19 protein-coding genes are annotated in these 20,938 nt (G+C 58.6%); 1 reads left to right on the top strand and 18 read right to left on the bottom strand.

Translation table 11 applies throughout. The features are described from left to right. Window positions 1-21: 21 nt before the first annotated feature. The 16 genes from ACFFIY_RS06030 to ACFFIY_RS05955 all read right to left on the bottom strand — a co-directional run bounded on the left by ACFFIY_RS06030 (window position 22) and on the right by ACFFIY_RS05955 (window position 19,001). A complete protein-coding gene (locus ACFFIY_RS06030; RefSeq protein WP_354196870.1) occupies window positions 22-591 on the bottom strand; it encodes a thioredoxin family protein in 570 nt (189 codons plus the stop codon). A 108-nt stretch (window positions 592-699) separates the two neighbouring features. Further along, window positions 700-1,353, bottom strand: coding sequence for a superoxide dismutase family protein (locus tag ACFFIY_RS06025; protein WP_354196868.1), 654 nt, complete (start codon window positions 1,351-1,353; stop codon window positions 700-702). Between the two features lie 1,356 nt (window positions 1,354-2,709). Continuing rightward, window positions 2,710-4,143, bottom strand: coding sequence for an Asp-tRNA(Asn)/Glu-tRNA(Gln) amidotransferase subunit GatB (gene gatB / locus ACFFIY_RS06020; RefSeq protein ID WP_354196867.1), 1,434 nt, complete (start codon window positions 4,141-4,143; stop codon window positions 2,710-2,712). Then, window positions 4,140-5,606 (bottom strand): Asp-tRNA(Asn)/Glu-tRNA(Gln) amidotransferase subunit GatA, encoded by a 1,467-nt coding sequence (gene gatA / locus ACFFIY_RS06015; protein ID WP_354196865.1) that lies wholly within the window; start codon window positions 5,604-5,606, stop codon window positions 4,140-4,142. Before gatA ends, gatB begins: the two co-directional genes overlap by 4 nt. A gap of 21 nt (window positions 5,607-5,627) precedes the next feature. Next, window positions 5,628-5,918 carry an Asp-tRNA(Asn)/Glu-tRNA(Gln) amidotransferase subunit GatC gene (gene gatC, locus ACFFIY_RS06010; protein ID WP_354196863.1) on the bottom strand — a complete coding sequence of 97 codons (291 nt, stop codon included), beginning with the start codon at window positions 5,916-5,918 and terminating at the stop codon, window positions 5,628-5,630. 82 nt (window positions 5,919-6,000) lie between these two features. Next, the gene (locus tag ACFFIY_RS06005) at window positions 6,001-7,113 is read right to left on the bottom strand and encodes a CamS family sex pheromone protein (protein ID WP_354196861.1); all 1,113 of its coding nucleotides are present in this window, start codon (window positions 7,111-7,113) and stop codon (window positions 6,001-6,003) included. Between the two features lie 15 nt (window positions 7,114-7,128). Then, window positions 7,129-9,135 (bottom strand): NAD-dependent DNA ligase LigA, encoded by a 2,007-nt coding sequence (ligA, locus tag ACFFIY_RS06000; protein WP_354196859.1) that lies wholly within the window; start codon window positions 9,133-9,135, stop codon window positions 7,129-7,131. Window positions 9,136-9,400: 265 nt separating this feature from the next. Continuing rightward, window positions 9,401-11,656, bottom strand: a complete 2,256-nt coding sequence (gene pcrA / locus ACFFIY_RS05995; RefSeq protein ID WP_354196857.1) for a DNA helicase PcrA — start codon at window positions 11,654-11,656, stop codon at window positions 9,401-9,403. A gap of 209 nt (window positions 11,657-11,865) precedes the next feature. Then, window positions 11,866-12,567, bottom strand: coding sequence for a heptaprenylglyceryl phosphate synthase (pcrB, locus tag ACFFIY_RS05990; protein ID WP_354196855.1), 702 nt, complete (start codon window positions 12,565-12,567; stop codon window positions 11,866-11,868). Between the two features lie 113 nt (window positions 12,568-12,680). Further along, window positions 12,681-12,809 (bottom strand): hypothetical protein, encoded by a 129-nt coding sequence (locus tag ACFFIY_RS05985; protein ID WP_354196853.1) that lies wholly within the window; start codon window positions 12,807-12,809, stop codon window positions 12,681-12,683. A 154-nt stretch (window positions 12,810-12,963) separates the two neighbouring features. After that, complete coding sequence (dsdA, locus tag ACFFIY_RS05980) at window positions 12,964-14,286, bottom strand: D-serine ammonia-lyase (RefSeq protein ID WP_354196851.1); 1,323 nt, start codon at window positions 14,284-14,286, stop codon at window positions 12,964-12,966. A 119-nt stretch (window positions 14,287-14,405) separates the two neighbouring features. Next, entirely contained in the window at window positions 14,406-15,149 is a 744-nt protein-coding gene (locus ACFFIY_RS05975) for an arylamine N-acetyltransferase family protein (RefSeq protein WP_354196849.1), read from the bottom strand. Between the two features lie 92 nt (window positions 15,150-15,241). Beyond that, entirely contained in the window at window positions 15,242-15,814 is a 573-nt protein-coding gene (locus tag ACFFIY_RS05970) for a DUF3885 domain-containing protein (protein ID WP_354196847.1), read from the bottom strand. Continuing rightward, window positions 15,811-16,113 carry a YerC/YecD family TrpR-related protein gene (locus ACFFIY_RS05965; protein ID WP_354196845.1) on the bottom strand — a complete coding sequence of 101 codons (303 nt, stop codon included), beginning with the start codon at window positions 16,111-16,113 and terminating at the stop codon, window positions 15,811-15,813. The genes ACFFIY_RS05970 and ACFFIY_RS05965 overlap by 4 nt, the downstream gene beginning before the upstream one ends. Window positions 16,114-16,143: 30 nt before the next feature. Beyond that, entirely contained in the window at window positions 16,144-17,217 is a 1,074-nt protein-coding gene (locus tag ACFFIY_RS05960; RefSeq protein WP_354196843.1) for a DUF3048 domain-containing protein, read from the bottom strand. Window positions 17,218-17,270: 53 nt separating this feature from the next. Further along, complete coding sequence (locus ACFFIY_RS05955) at window positions 17,271-19,001, bottom strand: adenine deaminase C-terminal domain-containing protein (protein WP_354196841.1); 1,731 nt, start codon at window positions 18,999-19,001, stop codon at window positions 17,271-17,273. A 98-nt stretch (window positions 19,002-19,099) separates the two neighbouring features. On the opposite strand from ACFFIY_RS05955, the gene ACFFIY_RS05950 reads away from it, so the two are divergent. After that, the gene (locus ACFFIY_RS05950; protein ID WP_354196839.1) at window positions 19,100-19,522 is read left to right on the top strand and encodes a YgaP-like transmembrane domain; all 423 of its coding nucleotides are present in this window, start codon (window positions 19,100-19,102) and stop codon (window positions 19,520-19,522) included. Between the two features lie 30 nt (window positions 19,523-19,552). Here ACFFIY_RS05950 and ACFFIY_RS05945 read toward each other — a convergent pair whose 3' ends face one another. Together ACFFIY_RS05945 and ACFFIY_RS05940 are read right to left on the bottom strand one after the other, a co-directional pair. Further along, entirely contained in the window at window positions 19,553-19,756 is a 204-nt protein-coding gene (locus tag ACFFIY_RS05945; RefSeq protein ID WP_040225027.1) for a hypothetical protein, read from the bottom strand. A gap of 498 nt (window positions 19,757-20,254) precedes the next feature. Next, a complete protein-coding gene (locus tag ACFFIY_RS05940; protein WP_354196837.1) occupies window positions 20,255-20,932 on the bottom strand; it encodes an ABC transporter ATP-binding protein in 678 nt (225 codons plus the stop codon). Between the last annotated feature and the right edge of the window lie 6 nt (window positions 20,933-20,938).

Below are 20,938 nucleotides of genomic sequence, written 5' to 3'. Positions count from 1 at the left end.
GATCCGCCAGGGCCCCGACGGTCAGTCCTGCTTCTGCAGCGCCGCCATGAACGTCTTGCGGATGTCTTCATACACCCATAGCCAGAAATCACCGTTCGTCGTATTCTGCTCCATCATGGAAGCGTACATACTCTTTTGCTTTTCTTCAAACGAAGGATCTTCCTTCGGCGGAAGGGAATTTTTCTGTTCCATGACAAATTCCTGGAGCTGCGGCGCACGGGGTCCCCATTTAACCAGCACCTCACCGGCTTCATCCAAAAGCAGATACACCGGGATCGAGCGGCCGCCGTTTGTCAGCCAGCGGTCGATCAATTCTGTGTCCGCATCCCGGTACACAACCCGCGCCTCAAGATCCGCCGCCTCCGCAATATGAAGCAAGATCGGATTGTTCATCATTGCGTCCCCGCACCAGTCCTCCGTAATCACGAGGATATGCGGCTTCTTCTCCTTGAGCAGTTCGATGAACTCATCGCCCTGCGGCAGTTTGAATCCTTCATACACCTTCCGGCTGTTTTCTTTGTGGGTCTCCATGCCGTCCAGGTACTTCCCGAGCGGAATCCCCTCTTCAAAATACTGCTGTTCCGTCTTCATCTGCATCCCCTCCTGCCTAAATTGTACGGATTGCCAAAGCGTTAGGCAAATAGAAGGACTGCAGAGGAAAGCGGGATTCGCTTTCCTCTGCAGTCCGATTTGCCGGATTTATTTTTCGATGACCCCGCAGGCGATGCGGTCGCCCGCGTCGCCGGACGGCTGGGACTTGTAGTCGTCTTCGTCCGCGTGGATGACGAGGGCCGTGCCTTCGTCGGTAAAGACACTGTTGTCCTCGCCTTCTTTCAGAGTGACCTGGTCGGTGTCAAACTGCACATTGGCGGTGCCGTCTTCACCGACTTCGATGTTGTCGAAGTCACCGGCATGGCTGCCGTTCTCACTGTCTTTCCCGTGTTCCTTGTCTTCCGGATTGTAATGCCCGCCGGCCGATTCGAAGTCCGGTGCCTCACACATTCCTTTTTCGTGGATATGGAACGCATGCTTGCCGGGAGGGAGGTTCTTGACCGCCAGATCCACATGAACGGTCCCATCTTCGTTTTCGCTGAGGACGGCGTTCGCCACCTCTGCCCCGTCTGCGTCTTTGAGCGGAACATTCACTTCCTCGGCGCCGTCGACTGCCGCGTCCGTCTCAGTTCCTTCGTCCGTTGCATCCGTTTCACCGGTTCCTTCATCCGTTGTCTGTTCGTCGGTCACAGCCGGATCCTCTTTCGCCGGATCGTCCGCCGTCCCTGCATCCTTATCGCCGCAGCCGGCCAGCAGCGCCGCCAACAGGCCGCCTGCCATCAATATCTTCCATTTGCTCATGGTCATTTCCCCTTTCCTATGTATCACCCTGTGTATTCACTTTCCGCCATGATTTAAACTGAGCGGGATGGCCTGTTTTTAATCCTGCCGCAGGGGGGCGGAAAGTCACCGGATTTAAAAGGCCGCCGGCGTATCCCCTTCACCGCCCAGGTTCATCTGTCGGATAATCCACCCGCTTTTATCCATTGTGGGCAGCAGACGGGACGACCATCCGTCCGGTTCAACCCCGGATCCGTACGGTTCAACCCTCGATCCGTACGACTCGGCGCCCGATCCGTCCGACTCACCCGCGACCGCCTCCATCCGTACGACTCAGCCCCGGATCCGTACGGTTCAACCCTCGATCCGTACGACTCGGAGCCCGATCCGTACGACTCACCCGCGACCGCCTCCATCCGTACGACTCAGCCCCGGATCCGTACGGTTCAGCCCTCGATCCGTACGACTCGGCGCCCGATCCGTACGTCTCACTCATGACAGCCACCATCCGTACGACTCGGGGCCCGATCCGTACGACTCACTCGCGACCGCCTCCATCCGTACGACTCAACCTCGGATCCGTACGGTTCAGCCCTCGATCCGTACGACTCGGGGCCCGATCCGTACGACTCAACCCCGACTGCCTCCATCCGTACGACTCAGCCCCGGATCCGTACGGTTCAACCCTCAATCCGTACGACTCGGAGCCCGATCCGTACGACTCACTCGCGACCGCCTCCATCCGTACGACTCAACCCCGGATCCGTACGGTTCAACCCTCGATCCGTACGACTCGGCGCCCGATCCGTCCGACTCACCCGCGACCGCCTCCATCCGTACGACTCAACCCCGGATCCGTACGGTTCAACCCTCGATCCGTACGACTCGGCGCCCGATCCGTCCGACTCACCCGCGACCGCCTCCATCCGTACGACTCAACACCGGATCCGTACGGTTCAACCCTCAATCCGTACGACTCGGCGCCCGATCCGTCCGGCTCACCCGCGACCGCCTCCATCCGTACGACTCAACCCCGCATCCGTACGGTTCAACCCTCGTTCCGTACGACTCGGCGCCCGATTCGTACGACTCAACCCCGACCGCCTCCATCCGTACGACTCAGCCCCGGATCCGTACGGCTCACCCCTCGATCCGTACGACTCGGCGCCCGATCCGTCCGACTCACCCGCGACCGCCTCCAGCCGTACGACTCACCCGCGACCGCCTCCACCCGTACGACTCAACCCCGCATCCGTACGGTTCAACCCTCGATCCGTACGACTCGGCGCCCGATCCGTACGACTCAACCCCTCACCTGATCAAGAACCGTCTTCTCCCACACAAAAAGACCGCCCGAGGGCGGCCGTTATTCCGGAATCAGCGTTTCCGGATTTCTTCGTTGATGAGTTTGTTGACGAGCGGCGGGTTGGCCTGGCCTTTCGTCGCTTTCATGACCTGGCCGACGAGGAAGCCGATGGCACGGTCCTTCCCGGCTTTGAAGTCTTCGATCGACTGCTCGTTTTTGTCGAGGATGTCGGTGACGACCTTCAGGAGTTCGCCTTCGTCGGAAATCTGGACGAGGCCCTTCTCCTTGACGATCTTCTCCGGATCTCCGCCGTTGTCGGCCAGTTCCTTGAATACTTTCTTCGCGATCTTCGAGGAGATGGTCCCCTTCTCGATCAGGGCGATCATGCCGGCGAGATTTTCCGGAGTCAAACCGGTCTCCCCGAGTTCCTTCTGGTTCGTGTTCAGATAAGCCGATACTTCGCCCATGAGCCAGTTGGATGCAAGCTTCGCGTCCGCTCCAGCCCCGACCGTCGCGTCGAAGAAGTCGGACATGTCCTTCGTGAGCGTCAGGACCATCGCGTCGTACGGCGGAAGGCCGAGATCGTTCACATAGCGCTCTTTCCGGGCGTCCGGAAGTTCCGGGATTTCGGCACGGACGCGCTCCATCCATTCGTCGTCGATGGAGAGGTCGGTCAGATCCGGTTCCGGGAAATACCGGTAGTCGTCGGAGCCTTCCTTGACGCGCATGAGGATCGTCTTGCCGGTGGATTCGTCGAAGCGCCGGGTCTCCTGCTCGATGATGCCGCCGGAAAGCAGCACTTCCGCCTGGCGCTTTTGTTCATGCTCCAACCCTCTGCGGACGAAGTTGAACGAGTTCAGGTTTTTCAGCTCGGCTTTCGTGCCGAATTCTTCCTGGCCATATGGGCGCAGGGAGATGTTCGCATCGCAGCGGAGCGAGCCTTCCTCCATCTTCACATCGGACACGCCGGTGTACTGGATGATGGACTTGAGCTTCTCCAAATACGCATATGCCTCTTCCGGCGTGCGGATATCCGGCTCGGACACGATCTCAATGAGCGGCGTCCCCTGGCGGTTGTAATCGACGAGCGAGTAGCCCTTGTCGGTGTGGTTCAGCTTGCCGGCATCTTCTTCAAGATGAAGGCGCGTGATGCCGATGCGTTTTTTCTTGCCTTCAACTTCGATTTCAATCCAGCCGTGCTCGCCGATCGGCTTGTCGAACTGGGAAATCTGATAGGCTTTCGGATTGTCCGGATAAAAGTAGTTCTTTCGGTCGAACTTCGTTTCCTGGTTGATCTGGCAGTTCAGTGCCATGGCCGCCTTCATGCCAAATTCCACGGCCCGCTTGTTGAGAACAGGAAGGACGCCCGGATACCCAAGGTCGATCACATGTGTATTGGTGTTCGGGCCGGCACCGAAATGCGCAGGCGCCGGGGAAAAGATCTTCGAATCGGTTTTCAGTTCAACGTGGACTTCAAGTCCGATGACGGTTTCAAAGTTCGTCATGCTTGCACCTCCCGGATTTCCGGCATCCGCTTGTGGTGGTCCGTCGCCTGTTCAAACGCATGGGCCACGCGGTATACCGTCGACTCGTCAAAGTGGCGGCCGATGATCTGCAGGCCGAGCGGCAGGCCTTCAGTGAAGCCGCATGGAACGGAGATCGCCGGGACGCCCGCCAGGTTGACGGGGATCGTCAGGATGTCGTTTGCGTACATCGTGAGCGGGTCGTCGATCTGCGTGCCGAGCTTGAATGCCGGTGTCGGCGTCGTCGGTCCGATGATGACGTCATAGTCTTCAAACGCATTCATGAAGTCCCCCTGGACGAGCGTGCGGACTTTCTGCGCTTTTTTATAGTACGCGTCGTAAAAGCCGGAGCTGAGCGCGAACGTGCCGAGCATGATCCGGGTTTTCACTTCGTCGCCGAACCCTTCGGCACGCGTGTTTTTGTACAAGTCTTCAAGTGTACGGACATCATCCGCACGGAACCCGTAACGGATGCCGTCAAAGCGGGCCAGGTTCGACGATGCTTCAGACGAGCTGAGCAGGTAATATGCAGGAAGCGCGTATTTCGTGTTCGGCAGCGACACTTCGGACACTTCCGCACCGAGCGACTCCAGCACGCGGGCAGCTTCGCGGACCGCGTTCTTCGATGCCTCGCCGACGCCTTCGCCGAGATACTCGGACGCGATGCCGATCTTCAGACCTTTGACGTCGCCGGTGAGCGCCGCGGCGAAATCCGGAACTTCCACGTCAAACGAAGTGGAGTCGTACGGATCATGGCCGGAAACGGCGGACAGGAGGAATGCGTTGTCCTCGACCGTGCGTGTGACCGGGCCGATCTGGTCGAGGGATGAAGCGAATGCCACAAGGCCGTAGCGGGACACACGGCCGTATGTCGGCTTCATGCCGACCACGCCGCAGTAGGCTGCCGGCTGGCGGATCGAACCGCCCGTGTCGGAGCCGAGCGAGAATGGCACTTCGCCCGCTGCGACGGCTGCGGCCGAGCCGCCCGACGAGCCGCCCGGAACATATTCCAGGTTCCAGGGGTTGGCCGTCTTTTTATAGAAGGAGTTCTCGGTCGAACCGCCCATTGCGAATTCGTCCATGTTCAGCTTGCCGACGGTGATGAGGCCGGCCTGGTCAAGCTTCGTGGCCGCCGTCGCGTTGTAGATCGGATCGAACCCGCCGAGCATGCGGCTGGCGCAGGTCGTCTCGAGCCCTTCCGTCACGATGTTGTCCTTCACGCCGATCGGCAGGCCGTGGAGCGGGCCGCGGTTTTCCGCAGGCGTTTCGTCAAGCTCTTTTGCACGCGCCGTCGCCCGTTCTTCGTCCAGGGCGAGGAACGCCTTGACGTCGCCGTCGACCGCTCCGATGCGCCGGAACGATTCCGCCGTCAGTTCCGCGGCGGACAGTTCTTTGTTATGTATCAGCGACTGGAGCTCCTTCGCGGATTTGTTGAATAGGGTCATCTGTTTCTCCTCCTCAGTGCGTCAGTCCAGGATCGATGGCACTTTGACCATGCCGTCTTCATGTTCGGGTACGTTTTTCATCATGAGATCACGGTCAAGCCCGGGAACCGGCTTGTCTTCGCGCAGCACATTGATGAGCGGCACCGGGTGGGTCGTCGGCGCGACGCCCTCCGTGTCGACTTCGTTCAGCTGTTCGGCGAATTCAATGATCGCGCCGAGCTTTTCGGCATAATAGTCGGCCTCTTCCTCGGTGATTGCAAGCCGCGCGAGATTGGCCACGTGCTTCACCTGGTCTTTCGTGATGTCCGCCATGTCGTTTCCTCCATTCTCTTAACTGTCTGTCTGTTCAAGCCTTGTTTATCATATCACGGACCGCCCGTTACCGGCAGTCCGATCAGTTCCCATAGATGTGAGTGTAAGGTTCGTCGGTGCCCGGTTCTTTGACGATCAGGGCGACGGGGCCGTTGACGGAGGTGATGCTCACTTCCACGCTGATCGCCGGGAAGTGGTCGACGACGAGCCCGGACAGGTACTGGGAGAAGCCGATCACTTCGGCCTCGCCGTAGAACTCGATCGGCACGTTGATCTTCAGCGAGGCGATCGTCCCGTTCTGATAAAACCCGGTGCCGATCACGTTGACGAAGCTGCTGAAGTACTTGTCCACGTCCTGCTTGAAGTTGCTGAAGCTCGTGTTCACGTCGCGGTACTTGTCGGCATTGGATGAAGTCGGGAAGATGATGTATTCCTCGTCGATTGCATCCCAGCCGGACAGGACGTCCTTGCCCTTCTCCGCCGTCGAGACGGCGAAGTAGGAGCCGGGGGAGATGTCGTTCTGCGGGCTCTGCTTGTACAGGCCAACCATGATAGGGACCTGCGACAGCCCTTCGATCTTGCGCATCCGCTTCACGATCTCGGCGGCGGCTTTCTTGCCTTCTTCCTCGATCTTCTCCTGAGGAATGGCGCCGCCCCCTTCCGTCGTATTGACGGAATTGAGCGCAACCCCGATCGAAACGCCCTCCAGGCGGATCTTATCCTCCGACGTCCGCTTCAGATAATTCTGCTCAATGATGTGCGCAACATATACCGGAACATCCCGGCGGGTTTCTTCGGCCGTGCCGGCAGCCGCCGGATTCAGGCCTTCCGGATTGTCCTCGGATTTATGGGCCAGCCAGGAACGGACCGTCTTTTCATCGAGGTACTGGCCTTCCTGGAAAAAGTGATCGTCCGTCGGGAACTTCCGGTGGGACAGGCGCATGAGCCCGCTCTCCGCCTCGACGACATTGTACTTGGAGTTCAGTTTGTTGACGACGAGGCCCCGTGACGCGCTTTTCTTGTACGGAAGAAGCGTCCGGTAATATTCGTCGCTGAGCTGCATATTCGGAATGATGACTCGCTGCTCCGCTTCCTGTTTGGGATCTTTCACGACATCCGGCTCTTCTTTCGCCGGCAGGCAACCGGAAAGCAGCACGGCAGTCAGTGCCGCCGCAGTGATTATCTTGATTTTCAACGAAGTAGAACCCCTTTATTCACGGATTGCCCGAAGAAGTGCCGCCTCGTCCCAAATTTCGATGCCGAGGCTTTCCGCCTTCTCGAGCTTGGAACCGGCGTCTTCTCCGGCGACGACGAGATCTGTCTTTTTGCTGACGCTGCCGGTGACCGAGGCCCCGAGCGATTCAAGGGCGGCCTTCGCCTCGTTGCGTGTCAGCTCCTCCAGCTTTCCGGTGAGCACGACCGTCTTGCCGGCGAGCGGGCCGTCCGACGGGATGTCCTGCTTGCGCGGACCGGTGTATTCGGTGTTGACGCCCGCGGACTCCAGCTTGCCGAGCACTTTCAGGACGTCTTCATTGCCAAAATACGTCACAACCGAATCGGCGACCTTTTCGCCGATTTCATGGATGGCGGTGAGCTGCTCCTCGTTCGCCCGGCGAAGTGCATCGAGCGTGCCGAATTCCATGGCAAGAATATGCGCAACTTTCTGCCCGACGTGGCGGATGCCGAGGCCGAACAGCAGCTTCTCCAGCGAATTTTGTTTGGACTGGGCGATGGCGGCAACCAGATTCGACGCCGACTTCTCCCCCATCCGGTCCAGCCCGATCAGCTGCTCCCCGGTGAGACTGTAGAGATCCGCGGCGTCCTTGATCAGCCCTTCAGCAAACAGCTGGGCGACGACTTTCTCGCCGACCCCCTCGATGTTCATCGCATTGCGCGAGACAAAGTGGATCACCGCTTCCTGAAGCTGCGCCGGGCACTGCGGGTTCACGCAGCGCAGTGCCACCTCTTCCTCGAGATGGACAAGCTCCGAGTCGCAAGCCGGGCAGTGGGTCGGCATCTCGAATGCTTCTTCCTCGCCCGTGCGCCGCTCCGCGAGCGCCATGACGATCTCGGGGATGATGTCGCCCGCTTTGCGGACGACGACTTCATCGCCGATCCGGATGTCTTTTTCGCGGATCAGGTCGCCGTTATGAAGAGACGCACGGGAAACGGTCGTCCCGGCAACGCGGACCGGTTCGAGGATCGCGGTCGGCGTCACAACCCCCGTACGGCCGACGGTGAGCTCAATATCGGTGAGCTTCGTCACGACTTCCTCCGCCGGGAACTTGTAGGCCGTCGCCCAGCGCGGGCTTTTCGCCGTGAAGCCGAGCTCTTCCTGCTTGTGAAACAGGTCGACTTTGATCACGATGCCGTCGATTTCATACGGGAGGTCCGGCCGGCGGTCCTGCCACGAATCGACGAATGCCAGCACTTCCTCGATGTCTTGGCAGCGCTTTGTTTCCGGGTTCGTCCGGAAGCCGAGCTTCGCCAAGTATTCAAGGGAGTCGGAGTGGGCGGAAAGTCCATAGTCCGCTCCGCTGCCGCCCATGCCGTACATGAAGACGGACAGGTTCCGGCTGGCCGCGATTCTCGGATCCAGCTGGCGGAGCGAGCCGGCCGCCGCGTTTCTTGGGTTGGCGAACACATCCTGTCCTTCTTCTTCGCGGGCTTCGTTGAGCTTCATGAAGCTCTTTTTCGGCATGTACGCCTCGCCGCGCGCCTCGATGTCGACCGGTTCGGAGAGGGTGAGCGGGATGGCGCGGATCGTGCGCAGGTTCGTCGTGATGTCCTCGCCGACCGTGCCGTCGCCGCGCGTCGAGCCCTGCGCGAACTTCCCATTTTCATATTTCAATGAGATGGCGAGCCCGTCGATCTTCAGTTCGCACACGTAGGTGACGTCGCCGGCATCCGCCCGCACCCGGCGGTCAAACTCCCGGATGTCTTCTTCGTTGAAGACGTTCGAGAGGCTGAGCATCGGGGTGTCGTGCACGACTTTGCTGAAGCCGGGGAGCACTTCCCCGCCGACCCGCTGCGTCGGGGAGTCCGGCATGATCAGGTCGGGATGGTGCTCTTCGATGTCGATCAGTTCGTTCATGCGCGCGTCGTATTCGGAGTCCGGCACGATCGGCCGGTCGAGCACATAGTAGGCGTGCCCGTATTCGTGGAGGAGCTTGTGCAGTTCCTTGACGCGCTGTTCAAGTGCCAGTTTATCTTCCATTCGGATCCCTCCGGATCGGTCGCTATTTGGTGTGAGTCAGCCTGTCAAAGAAAGGATACATAATTGATTTCCGCTTCAGGCCCTCGCTTTCCGCGGGCATGGCCTCAGCCTCCTCGCCGCTGCGCGGCTGCGGGGTCTTCGGCTCATGCTATTCCCGCAGGAGTCTCGGTCCTTCCGCTGCAATCAAACCCACAGAAAGCGATCAAGTTCTTTTTAACCCACGCGTGAGCGCCAGGTCATTATTTCAACTTGCCCCGACGAGCCGTTAGGCTTTTTCGATTGGGGCGAATTTGGCGAGGAGGCGTTTGATGCCGACGGGGTCCGGGAAGGCGATGTCGAGTTCTTTGTCTTCGCCGTTTCCGCGGACGCTGACGACCATGCCTTCGCCCCATTTTTTGTGTGTGGCTTTGTCGCCGACTTTCCAGCCGACCGATTCTCCGCCGGTTGTCTGCTGGACCGGGCGTCTGACGGCCTGGCGGACCGGGCGTCGGCTGCCGAAGCTGCTGCCGGAAATCGGCGTGCGTCCGGAGTCCGAAGAAGTGCCCCCTGTTCCGACGAACTGGGTGACGTCATCGGATATTTCGGAGATGAAGCGGGACGGGCTGTTGTAGTTTGTCCGTCCGTACAGCGTGCGATACTGCGCGCTCGTCAGGAACAGCTTTTCCTCGGCGCGGGTGATGCCGACGTAGGCGAGCCGACGTTCTTCTTCCATTTCTTCTTCGTCGCCGATCGAGCGGGAGTGCGGAAAGACGTTTTCCTCCATCCCGATGATGAAGACGACCGGGAACTCGAGGCCTTTTGCCGAGTGCATCGTCATAAGGACGACCTGTTCGGCGGATGTGTTTTCTTCCTTGTCGAGCGAGTCGATGTCCGCGATGAGCGCCAGGTCGGTGAGGAACGCAACGAGGGATTTGTCCCCGTCCGCTTCTTCCGCGTGCTTCTCGAACGATTCCGTAACGGACAGGAATTCCTCAATGTTCTCAAGCCGGCTTTCCGATTCGATCGTCTTTTCATTGCGGAGCATGTCGCGGTAGCCCGACTTGTCGAGCACTTCGCCGACGAGCTCGGTGACGCTCAGGTACTCCTGCATCTGCGTGAAGCCGGTGATGAGGTCGCGGAAAGCGGCCGCCTGGTTGATCGCCCTCGGCTGAAGGCCCTGGATAAAGTCGATTTCCTTCAGCGCCTCGAAAATCGACATGTCGTTGATGATCGCATGGGAGGCGATCTTTTCGAAGGTCGTTGCCCCGATGCTGCGCTTCGGCTCGTTGATAACGCGGGCGAGCGACAGGTCGTCATCATTGTTCGAGATGAGCCGCAAATAGGCAAGCAGGTCCTTGATCTCTTTGCGGTCATAGAACTTTGTGCCGCCGACGATCGTGTAGTCGAGGTTCGACTTAACGAGGTATTCCTCCATCATCCGCGACTGCGCGTTCGTCCGGTAGAGGATCGCGAAATCGGACAGCTTGCGGTTTTCCGTTTTCATGAGCTCGAGAATCTTCGAGACGACGAACTGGGACTCGTCTTTCTCGTCGGACGCCTTGTAGATATAGATGTGCTCCCCTTCGCTGTTGTCGGTGCGGAGGTTCTTTTCGTAGCGGCTGGCGTTGTTTTTGATGACGTCATTGGCCGCCTTCAGGATGCGCTGTGTCGAGCGGTAGTTCTGCTCGAGCAGGATGACTTCCGCGTTCGGGTAGTCTTTCTCGAACGACAGGATGTTCTGGATGTCCGCGCCCCGCCAGCGGTAGATCGACTGGTCGGAGTCGCCGACGACGCACAGGTTCTTGAACTTGCCCGCGAGCATGTTGACGAGCCGGTACTGGGCGTTGTTCGTATCCTGATACTCGTCGACGTGGATGTATTGGAATTTGTTCTGGTAGAATTCGAGCACTTCCGGAACCTGCTCGAACAGCTTGAGCGTCACCATGATCAGGTCATCGAAGTCGAGCGACTGGTTTTTACGGAGCCGTCTTTCGTATGCCTGGTATACGTCCGCAACGATTTTCTCGAACGGATTGAACGGGTTCACCGACTCTGCGAATGACTTGGCGTCGATGCACTCGTTTTTCGCGTTGGAGATCTGGTTCAGGAGCGAGCGCGGTTCGTATTGTTTCGGGTCGAGGTTCAGTTCTTTCAAGACGTTTTTCACGACCGTGAGCTGGTCGGAGCCGTCGAGGATCGAGAACGTCTTCGAGTAGCCGATCCGGTCGATTTCGCGGCGCAGGATGCGCACGCACATCGAGTGGAACGTCGACACCCACATCCGCTCGCCGGTGCCCGGTCCGAGCAGTCCGTCGATCCGCTCGCGCATTTCGCGTGCGGCTTTGTTCGTGAACGTGATCGCGAGGATCTTCGACGGGTACACTTGCTTTTCGACGATGAGGTAGGCGATCCGGTGCGTCAGGACGCGTGTTTTTCCGGAGCCGGCGCCGGCCATGATGAGCAGCGGGCCCTCCGTCGTCCGTACGGCTTTTGCCTGTTCCGGGTTCATGCCGTTGAGAAGGTTATTTGAAATGGTTTCCATGTTGGCTCCTTTCGTTGTTGGCGCGTGTTGATTTTCGTTCCGGGCGCTTGCTTTCCGCGGGCGTTGCTTTAGCCTCCTCGACGCTGGCGCGTCTGCGGGGTCTGCAGCTAACGCTTTTCCAGCAGGAGTCGCGCGCCCTTCACTCCGATCAACTTGTCTAAATGAATCATTCACCCTATATCAAATAAGTCAGACCATCGTCTTCCAAGTCAGGCCATTTTATCGGTTTCTTTCACCGCACGCACGGTTTTGAGGGCGGCGGGGAGGTTGTGGTAGAGGGCGTTGCCGACGATGATGAGGTCGGCGAACCGGGCCATTTCGGCGGCCTGTTCGGGACCCCGGATGCCGCCGCCGTAAACGAGGCGGGTCCGGTCGAGGACGCGGGACGCCGCACGGACGGTTTCCGGACCGCCGTATGTACCGCTGTACTCCAGATACAGGACGGGCAGGCGGAAGAAATGCTCCGCCATCCGCGCATAGGCGAGGACGTCTTCCTCGTCGATTCCGGCGTCCGCTCCGGTGAGTTTCGCCGCCTTGCAGTCCGGGTTGAGAATGACATAGCCCTCCGGAATGACTTCTTCAAAGTCCATGAGCTCCCCGAATTCCCGGATTGCCGCGTGCTGGTGGCCTTTGATCCAACGGGCGTCGTCGGTGTTCAGCACCGACGGGATGAGAAACCCGTCAAAGCCCGGCGTGATGGCGTCCGGCTCCGATACTTCGAGCATGACCGGCACCGAAAAACGCCGGATGCGCATCAGGATGGCCAGAACATTGTCGAGCGTGACCCCGTCGGTTCCCCCGACGATGATCCCGTCCGTCCCCGACTCGCACACCCGCTCCAGCGCCTCATCATCCAACTTTTTGGCAGGGTCCAGCTTGAACGCATGCCGCCATTCCAGAAAGTCCTTCATCTTGCACCCACCTGTCTTTGTTTGCGTCCCTCCATTATAACAAAAAAACGGCCGCACCGGCCGCTCAAAAGGAGGGATTGCGGAAAGACATGCCGTCCGCTTCTCTGAATGATTTAGCTTTTTAGAAGTTTATCCAGCCCAAGGAGAAACTTATCCAGCTTAAGTTGAAACTTATCCAACTCAAACGGAATCTTTTCCAACTCAAGCGGAAACTCATCCAACTCAAGCTCAAACTTATCCAACTCACACTCGAGGAAGTCGAGGTTCGATCGTTTCTGTCCCTTCGTGGAAGCTTTCGATCTATTCACGATGTCTTTCGGACTATTGGCGACGCCTTTCGGACTATTCGTGATGTCTATCGGACTATTCACCCGGCAACCGCATGCCGTTCCGACTTCAACGCATTTGGGATTCCCGGCCTTTCCGAATATCCGCCGACATGACGTCTTCCGGCACCATGCCTCCGCCGGTCGCCCAGGCAATGTGGACGGCTTCCGGCGTCGGGTTGAATCCGGACCGGGCGACCCGGACGGCTCCGGGGACGCCGGCGAGCGCGGACGGCTCGAGCCGGATGTTTTCGAGTTCGCTCATCTTTGTGAGCAGGCGGTACAACTCTTCATCACGGACGGTGAAGGAACCGGCGAGCAGCTTGCCGACTTCCCTGCCGACAAATCCGGACGGGCGGCCGACTGCGAGACCGTCTGCATCGGTTTTATTGTCCAGTCCGAAATCCCTGACCGACACTTCGTCGTGCTTGCCGGTGACGAGGCCGAGCAGCATGCACGGGGCGTGCGTCGGTTCTGCGAAGAAGCAGTGCGCATGGTCGCCGAACACCTGCTTGAGCCCGAACGCAATGCCGCCTGGTCCTCCGCCGACTCCGCAAGGAAGATATACAAACAGCGGATGTTCGGCATCGACTTGGATTCCCTGTTCTTCGAGCTGATCCTTCAGCCGCAGCGCCGCTACCGAGTAGCCGAAAAACAGCGTCCGGGAGTTCTCGTCATCGACAAAGTGGTCGTTCGGATCCGCTTCAGACTGGCGCCGTCCTTCCTCGACCGCCTTGCTGTAGTCGTCTGGATGCTCGACAACCTGCACGCCTTTTTCCCGCAGCAAGTTCTTCTTCCATTCCTTCGCATCCGCCGACATATGGACCGTGACGCGAAAGCCCATTTTCGCGCTCATGATGCCGATGGAAAGCCCGAGATTGCCGGTCGAGCCGACGGTGATCGAGTATCCGGAAAAGAAATCCCGGAACCGGGGTTCGGTGAGACTGGTGTAGTCATCGGTTTCTTTCAACAAACCCTTTGAAATCGCCAAGTCTTCCGCGTGCTTCAGCACTTCGTAAATTCCGCCCCGCGCCTTGACGGAACCGGAGATCGGCAGTTGGTTGTCGCACTTCAGCATCAGCCGGCCCGGAATCTCGGTGCCGGATTCCTGCTCCAGCCATTCTTTCATGGCGGGGATCTCCTTAAGCGGCGATTCGATGATCCCTCCGGCCGCTTCCGTCTCCGGGAACACCTTTGCGATATAAGGCGCAAACCGCTTGAGCCGGGCTTCGGCATCCCGTATATCGGCCATCGACAGGCCGTTATTGGAGATCGCTTCGTTCATCTGGGCGTAGTCCGGGTTTTCCCAGAACACTTCCTCCGCCGCCATGATTTCTTTGATGACCGGATGGGCTTCGGTCCATTCGTCGATTGTCTTTCCTGCAACCTCCACTGTTCAGTCCCCCTTCGAGTAGTCTGTCTCTATTAAAACAGGATTCCGTCTCGAAAACTAAAAAAACCGGCAATCCGCCGGTTTTTTAGCTCGCTGATTGGACATCTGCATCAACGAAATCAAAGCCGGATGCCGAAGTCCCGTTCAAGAATCGCGGCCCGTTCCTCGTCCGTGATCGAGACCGTGTCCTTTTCCCCGTTCCGGCTGATCGTCAGAGAATTGCCCGACAGAGTCAGCCGCCCATCAGGCGTCGCAATGGTCACAATCTCTTTCTGTGTGAAATTCGAATCAGGCGACGTTTGGTTGAACCGGCACGCCGCTTCGAAATCCGGCAAAGCTTTCGCAGACAAATCAAACCGGAGCAGCGTCCGCCAACTGGCTTCCTCTTTCCGCTGCAGTTCGTAAAGGCCCTCTTCCGTCTCAAGTGCCCGGTACGTCCCGCTGACATCCTCTTTCTCTTCACCGGTCAGCGGAAGCGGCACGCGGGCCGAATCTCCGAAACCGACATCGACCAGGTACGGCCCGTCCAGCTCAACGATCTGTGCTGCATGGCTTCTTTCCATCGCCCAAGTTCCATCCGGCCGCATCACCGTCGCCGAGATCAGGCGCGTTTGGTAGCCAATTTCGGTCAACAGCCAATGGAACAGGCCGTTCAGCTCATAGCAAAAACCACCGCGATGATTCCCGATGATCTTTTCGTAATAACCGGCGGGATCCAGCCCGATCGGCACTTTGCGCATCACGTCGAGGTTTTCGAAAGGAATGTGGAGCAGGTGCTGTTCCTGGAGTCGACTAAGCAGTTCCAAGTCTCCAGTCCCGGAGTCTTTTACACCAATCCGTTTTAAATATTGATCTACGTTCATGCAAGAGACCTCCTTTTTATTATGTTAGTGACTATTGCTGAAATGAGTAGCAGGCAACTTCACTTAAACCCCGCCAATTTCATTTTACAATGCTAACATCGTCTCTCCACTCTCGAGAGATCACATCCCCGGTCGTCATACATATGAAAAATCGTCCGCTTTGTCTCATTCAACACAAACACATCCGGCGGGTACACACTGCCGGCTTTGCGCAGTTGCGGATGCCGGCCAAAGTCTTGGCCGGATATCGCAAGCAGGAGCGGGCGCCAGCGGATGTCTTCCGCCCTGCACGGAAGGATGAGCCGGGTGACCGGAATTCGATCCTCACCGTCGGGCCAGATGGTTTGCCGGGAGTCCATGCGGTATTTCAGTTCGGGGTGTTTCAGGTATTTTGGGATCACGCCTGGACGTCCGGGGTAGCCGTTCAGGACGAGGAGGAGTTCGTCTTCCGGTCCCATTTCTTTTTCGAGCACTCGGACGGCTCGCCGGGACACTTCCTCAAAGTATTCCGGATCGGTCCTGCCGTCCTCCCTGAACGGGTCCAGTCCTTGGTTGAGCGGAATGTGAACCGTTTCCGGCCAGTGAACGTGAAAACCCGGGAGCAGGTCCACTCCCGGGAATTGTGTCATGAAGGCGGCCAGCCGTTTTGCTGCGGGGAAGTTCAATCCCCTTCCTCCTCGCCCATCCGGCTCAGGATCTCGTTGTAGCCGCCAGAGCCGTAGTCGAAGCAGCGGCGGACGCGGGAGATGGTGGCGGTGGAGGCGCCGGTTTCGTTTTTGATGTTTTCGTACGTGTAGCCTTTTTTGAGCATGCGGGCGACGTTGAGCCGCTGGGAAAGCGACTGGATCTCGCTGATCGTCGCGAGGTCGTCGAAGAACCGGTAGCATTCATCGAGATCGCGCAGTTCCAGTATGGCTTCAAACAGGGCATCGGTCTGCGGTCCGCGTAGTTTTTCGAGTGCCACGGGCGGTCCCTCCTTTATTTTTGGATGAAATTATGGTGTGTAGCTGACGCTGTCCTCCATGCCCGGCGAGTCCGGCACGATGTGGATCCACGTCTTGCCGGGTGCAAGCGGGAACGGGAGGCTGCCGTCCATGACGGTCGGCACGCCGTCCCGGCTCTGCCATTCCGTTTCGAATACCTGTCCTCCGCGGAAGACGGCGGCCGCTCCGCCGGCGCCGAAGTCGATCGCCCGGCGGCCTTTATCGTCGATGATCCGGTGCGGGGCTTCGAGAACGAGGATGTTAGCCAGCGCCGGTTCCTCGCCTGATTCGGCATCTGCCGTGGCGGTGCCTCCGGTCGAACGGGAGTACGTTCCTGCGTGCGGGTCGAATGAGTAATGGCTTTCAAACGCCGGATCACGTCCGTACGAAACCTCGATCGTTCCGGCGGACCCGGCCGACACTGCCGGCTCCTCGCCGAACCGCCAGCCGGGGTCAGACCCGATCTTCATCCGGAATCCGTTCTGGTCCGCGCCGTTCCGTACGGCGTCTTTGGATATATAGGAGTTGTGCGGCGCCACCCGGTCGGATGAGCGCTTGAACAGTGTACCGTCGTACCTCATGCCGTTCAGGTGGTCGACCGCCCCGGTCTCGAGCATCGCCTGGGCATCGGGGCTGTAGCCGTGCGCGATGTAGAGTGCATCGTGCGCGCCGGCCAGCCCGACGAAGTAGTCCCGTGCACTGCGGACCGGGCCGATTTTCTCGGGCAGTTTCGACTGATACAGTGCGAGCAGACGAGTGATCTCCCCTTCGGCGAGCATCTCATACACGACGTCTGCTTCGGCTAGACCCGACTGAGGACGGGCTTTCGGGTGGTTGTTGATCGTCACGAGCACGGGGCGCATGTCCGGACTTTCCGCCATGCCGAGCCCCGTGTACGGTGCGGTATAGGCGTGTTCCTTGATGACGCCGGCGGATTCAAGTTCCGGCCGGTCCAGATCCGATGACTCGGCGGCCGTTTCCCCCGGTGCCGCGGGACTTCCGGGATCCGCCGCCTCCCCGCCTTTGTCCTGGCACCCCGCCAGGAGGACCAGCGCGGCAAGCGCCGGCATCCAGCGTGTTCTCATTGTATTCATATCCCCCTAAATGCTTCTCTCTCTAAGTCTATGTCCTCGTCCGGTCAGCGCATGAGCGACGGGAACAGGACTTTTCGGTTCATGACGTCGTAGATCCCTTTTTGGGTGATGCGGACGTACGGAAGGTGCGTCGACATGAGGAACAGGAGCGTGTAGACCGCGTCGCCGTGCTTGTAGCCGCGCGCCCGCAGTTCAGTCTTGATCGAGCTCTCTTCTTCCATGAGTTCCCTCATCGGCTTGGCCGACAGGACACCGCCCAGGCCGAGCGGAAGTTCCGCGACGACTTCCCCGTTTTCCGCAAGCACGAGGCCGCCCCCGATTTCCTTCATCCGGTCGAATGCGAGTTTCATGTCTGCGGCGTTTTTTCCGATCATGATGATGTCGCCGGTGCTTGAATAAGACGAGGCGAATCCCTGAACATTGTCGGCAAATCCTTTGATGAGCGTGTTCACCCGCCATTTGCCGTTCCGGTCGATCAGGATGAGGAAACTTTGGTCTTGCCCGGCCGGAAGCCGCTGGTCGGACGGATCGACGTCGACGCTGTACGGTTTCGTGATGACGTCGTTCACCATCTCGATGCCGAACGGGAAGGAGAACTGGAAATCACCGTCGTCGAGTTCATACGGCACATTGAATGGCTCCAGCCATGACCAGTCGATATTCTCGAACGGTTCGGTGTCCTGCCCGTCCCGGCGCAGCCAGACGCCCTTTGAGAGAACATCGGTCGGCACCGGGTTTTCCGGGCTTTCCAGGAAGTTCAAGTTCGCATATCGGCCGGTCGCAATGAGTCCGTGCAGGTCGTCCATGTCGTAATAACGGGCAATATTGTATGTAGCCATCGCGTACGCATCTTCCGGCTTCACGCCCGCTTGGAGCGCCACCCGGATGCATTTGTCCATGACGCCGTCCTCGTGGAAGCCGGGTGTTGAGCCGTCGGTCGTCATCATGAGCTGGTCGAACACGTCGAGTTCCCGCTCAAGGATCCCTTTCAGGAGATCCGGCAGGTCGGGACGGATCGATGAATACCGGAGCGTCACCGCATAACCGTGCAGGAGCCGGTTTTCGACTTCTTCGATCGTCATCGCTTCGTGATCGCCGTCTGCACCGAGCAGCTTGAGCCGGGCGAGCGTCCGGGCTGAAGCGCCCGGGAAATGGCCTTCCACTTTCATGCCGGATTCCTTTGCCTGCTGGATCCAGAGAAGCATCTGATCGTCGCCCGCGACCAGTCGCGGCCACGCGGTCAGTTCCCCGCCCATGAGGACATCCGGGCGGGCGATCCATTCGCCGACCGACTGGTTCGTGTACAATTCCTCTTCCCGGTCGAGCTGGGTCTGCGAATCAAACCTCGCCCACCAGTAGAAGGAAAACGGCAATTCCTTGAGCTGGTCGAGGATTGCAAACGCTTTCCAGTTTTCCATCGACAAAAACAGCACGCTGTTGTCTGCGATGAACGTCGTCGTTCCCCGTCTTGCCGCATAATCCGCAAACGTGAGGGGATTATAAAGCTGGAACGGGTGGACATGCGGCTCGATATAGCCCGGCACAATCACTTTTCCGGAGGCGTCCATGAATTCCGTGCCGTCTGTGTTTTTCGGAAGGTCGGGACCGGCGTAGATGATCCGTTCGCCCGATACCCAGATGTTGCCCTCGATCCACTTTTTCAGGATCCCGTGGAGGTACGTCGCGTTTTGAATGACGAGTTCCGGTGCCCGCTTGCCGTCGATGACCTCGGCCTGTCTGCGGAGCTCGTGGATTTTCCATGGTGAATGAGCCATCGTTCGTTCCCCCTGTCTCTCTGCTTGCTTTATCTTATCACAGTGTGAAAGCGAAAAAAAGACGCGCAGTCCCTCTGCGCGTACGGAAAGGTGAATGAATGATGAACGACCAAACGATCAACATCGGCACGAAAAGCGCGTACATGCGGTTCGGCTCGGGGATGGCGATGCTCGCCTGGGGCACCGTGCGCATGATCCGCAGACCCGATGAAACGGCCGGTCCGCTCCTCGTCCTGTTCGGCGCCTGCAAAGCGGCGGAAGGCATCGCCCGCTACTGCCCGATGAAAGAGATGATGAACGGCGGCGCCGAATCTCTCATGCGGCCCGAAGTGAGCGGCGGCGCGCTCCCGGAAGCGTCGGTTTCCGAAAGCTCGGACGGCGGATCCTCATCGGGCGACTCCGGCTCAATGATCCAGGCATTTCTGCACGGCGGCAACGACGGGGCAACCGGGCAGAGTTCCGGACAAAACAGCCCGTCTTCTTCCTCAGAAAAGAAAAAAGACCCGATGCAATCGATCTGAATCAAAGCTTCGCACCTGAACGGACGGCCTCTAGCCGTCCGTTTTCCGATGGGCTCCGGCACGCCGTCTGTCCAGGAACAGCCATCCGAAGAAAAGCACCTGCCACCCGGCCATCATGGCGAACGCCGGACCGGGCCTTGATTGCAAGTAAAGCAAGATCATCAATAGGGCTGCCGGAATCGCAGTATAGACGTACACCCGAACTTTCGGGTTCCGGAAACTGAGTTCAATCATGGCACCCACTCCCTTTCCATCATCTTAACATATCTTTTCATTGATCTGTTAGAATATTTCAGACAAATGAGGGCGGGAGGAGCAGTTCGTGATCAGCGGGGGTCGGCCCCCTCCCAGGATCTATCGAACAGCCATGAATGCTCTATGGATACTCCAGGTTTAGGATTTTTGGTGGAGCGTTGATGAAACGTTGTGGATCTCGTCAATTCCGCGGATAAAGATAACGCTCGGCCCGATAAAAGCAACGCTTCTCCGGATAAAGATAACGTTTTGCCTGATAAAGATAACGCTCACTCTGATAAAAGCAATGCTTCGCTCCTGGGGAGACATTGGGTGGCGTTACACCCGTAAAAAGAATAAAGAGACGGGAATGCGGCCTGCTCAAAGGCGCACTCCCGTCCCTCCTTTACATGTTTTCAGTCGATTGCCCGGCGGCCGATGTCGGAAAGCCAGAACACTCTCCGTCATTCAATCAATTTTGTTTAACTTGTTCACTCTTCACTGAACCCCGATAATCTTCTCTGCCTTCCCATCCCTCACATAAATCTGATCCTCTGCTCGTTCGGCGAGAGACGGGTCGTGTGTGATAAGCACGATCGTCGCGCCGTCATCTCTGTGGATTTCCTCCAGCAGGCTGATGATCCGGCTGCCGGTTTCCGTATCAAGGTTTCCGGTCGGTTCATCGGCCAGGATGATTTTCGGCTGCGTGATCAGCGCGCGGGCAATGGCGGTGCGCTGCTGTTCGCCGCCTGACATCCGGGACGGCAGGTGGCTGGCACGGTGGGCGAGCCCCACACGATCGAGCGCCTGTTTTGCCCGGACTTTCAAGTCTTTCGGAGGCTTGGTTGCCAAGAGCGGCATCATGACGTTTTCCAGCGCGGTTGCTGTCGGCAGAAGCTGAAACTGCTGAAAAACATAACCGACGTCTTCAAGCCGGAGCCGGGCCAGTTCCGTATCGTTCATTTGGTGCACAGGCTTTCCGGCGACCCTGATCTCCCCAGTATCCGCAGGCTCGAGCCCGCCGATCAGGTGAAGCAGCGTCGATTTGCCAGAACCCGACGGACCGGTGATGGCGGCATAGCGTCCCTTGCCGATTTCAAAGGAAACGTCATGCAGCACTTCGACCCGGCTGTTGCCGTCCGGATAGCTCTTCCTTACATTCTTCAGTTCAATCATTCAACT

Source organism: Bhargavaea ullalensis, assembly GCF_042432615.1.
Taxonomy (GTDB): Bacteria; Bacillota; Bacilli; order Bacillales_A; family Planococcaceae; genus Bhargavaea; species Bhargavaea ullalensis.
The sequence above is the reverse complement of the archived record's forward strand: the minus strand, read 5'-3'. Positions and strand labels throughout refer to the sequence as shown.

Excerpts from the sequence above, each read along its gene's own strand:
- gatB (WP_354196867.1), bottom strand. The coding sequence starts at position 4,143 with ATGACGAACTTTGAAACCGTCATCGGACTTGAAGTCCACGTTGAACTG.
- pcrB (WP_354196855.1), bottom strand. The coding sequence starts at position 12,567 with ATGAAGGACTTTCTGGAATGGCGGCATGCGTTCAAGCTGGACCCTGCC.
- gatC (WP_354196863.1), bottom strand. The coding sequence starts at position 5,918 with ATGGCGGACATCACGAAAGACCAGGTGAAGCACGTGGCCAATCTCGCG.
- ACFFIY_RS05975 (WP_354196849.1), bottom strand. The coding sequence starts at position 15,149 with ATGAACGTAGATCAATATTTAAAACGGATTGGTGTAAAAGACTCCGGG.
- ACFFIY_RS05940 (WP_354196837.1), bottom strand. The coding sequence starts at position 20,932 with ATGATTGAACTGAAGAATGTAAGGAAGAGCTATCCGGACGGCAACAGC.
- ACFFIY_RS05950 (WP_354196839.1), top strand. The coding sequence starts at position 19,100 with ATGATGAACGACCAAACGATCAACATCGGCACGAAAAGCGCGTACATG.
- ACFFIY_RS05960 (WP_354196843.1), bottom strand. The coding sequence starts at position 17,217 with ATGAGAACACGCTGGATGCCGGCGCTTGCCGCGCTGGTCCTCCTGGCG.
- pcrA (WP_354196857.1), bottom strand. The coding sequence starts at position 11,656 with ATGGAAACCATTTCAAATAACCTTCTCAACGGCATGAACCCGGAACAG.
- gatA (WP_354196865.1), bottom strand. The coding sequence starts at position 5,606 with ATGACCCTATTCAACAAATCCGCGAAGGAGCTCCAGTCGCTGATACAT.
- ACFFIY_RS06030 (WP_354196870.1), bottom strand. The coding sequence starts at position 591 with ATGAAGACGGAACAGCAGTATTTTGAAGAGGGGATTCCGCTCGGGAAG.
- ACFFIY_RS06025 (WP_354196868.1), bottom strand. The coding sequence starts at position 1,353 with ATGAGCAAATGGAAGATATTGATGGCAGGCGGCCTGTTGGCGGCGCTG.
- ACFFIY_RS05945 (WP_040225027.1), bottom strand. The coding sequence starts at position 19,756 with ATGATTGAACTCAGTTTCCGGAACCCGAAAGTTCGGGTGTACGTCTAT.
- ligA (WP_354196859.1), bottom strand. The coding sequence starts at position 9,135 with ATGGAAGATAAACTGGCACTTGAACAGCGCGTCAAGGAACTGCACAAG.
- ACFFIY_RS05955 (WP_354196841.1), bottom strand. The coding sequence starts at position 19,001 with ATGGCTCATTCACCATGGAAAATCCACGAGCTCCGCAGACAGGCCGAG.